At 79.7% G+C, this 775-nt stretch carries 1 pseudogene; it reads right to left on the bottom strand.

Annotated features, from left to right (window positions below):
* Positions 1-775: pseudogene (locus WCS02_RS20800) on the bottom strand (hypothetical protein); the annotation flags it as partial.

Here is a 775-nt window from a genome sequence, read left to right as displayed (position 1 = left end):
CCAGGACGGCCTCGGCCTGCGCCAGGTCGGCGCGCAGGTCGGCGGTGGCGCCGGGCAGCTGGACCAGCGCCTGGCGGACGTGGGACTGCAGGTCGGCGACCGCGCGGGCCTGCTCCTCGGCGCGGGCCAGGGCGGCCTCGGCCTCGTGGGCGGCGAGCGCACCCTCGCCAGCGGTGCCGGCGGCCACGTGCTGGCGCGCCTCGGCGAGCCGGGCGACGGCGAAGTCGACGAGCTCGCGCCCGTGGCGGGCGTTGTCGCGGACCGGCTCGACCGCGGCCGCGTCGTACGAGGCGCCGAGGTCGGCCAGCAGCTGCCCGGCGCGGTCGACCTCGGCGCGGACGGCCTGGGTGCGGGACTCCAGGGCGGGCAGCAGCGTCGGCAGGGACCGCTCGAGGTCGCGCAGCCGGCGCATGGACTCCGCCTGGGCCTCGAGCGCCTCGTCGGCGACCTGGGTCCGCTCGAGCACCGTGACGAGCAGACGGCGGCGCTCCTGCTCGGGGACGTCGGGGCGGGCCCGCTGCAGCTCGTCGAGCTGGTGGCGGGCGGCGAAGGCTGCGGTGAGCTCGGTGCGGGCGGTGGTGACCGCGCGCTCGAACTCCTCCGTGCCCGCGTCGCCGAACTGGGCCCGTGCGAAGGCGAGCTCCTGCTCGGACTCCCGCAGGGCCTCGTCGCCGGCCAGCAGGGCCGAGCCGGCGCGCTGCTCGAGCTCGGGCGTGGGGACGGCGCCCCAGCCGGTGGGTGCGGGGGCCGCGGCGGCCGCGCCCTGGGCGTCGGC

This window comes from Aquipuribacter hungaricus (assembly GCF_037860755.1).
In the GTDB taxonomy this organism is placed as follows: Bacteria; Actinomycetota; Actinomycetes; order Actinomycetales; family JBBAYJ01; genus Aquipuribacter; species Aquipuribacter hungaricus.
The sequence above is the reverse complement of the archived record's forward strand: the minus strand, read 5'-3'. Positions and strand labels throughout refer to the sequence as shown.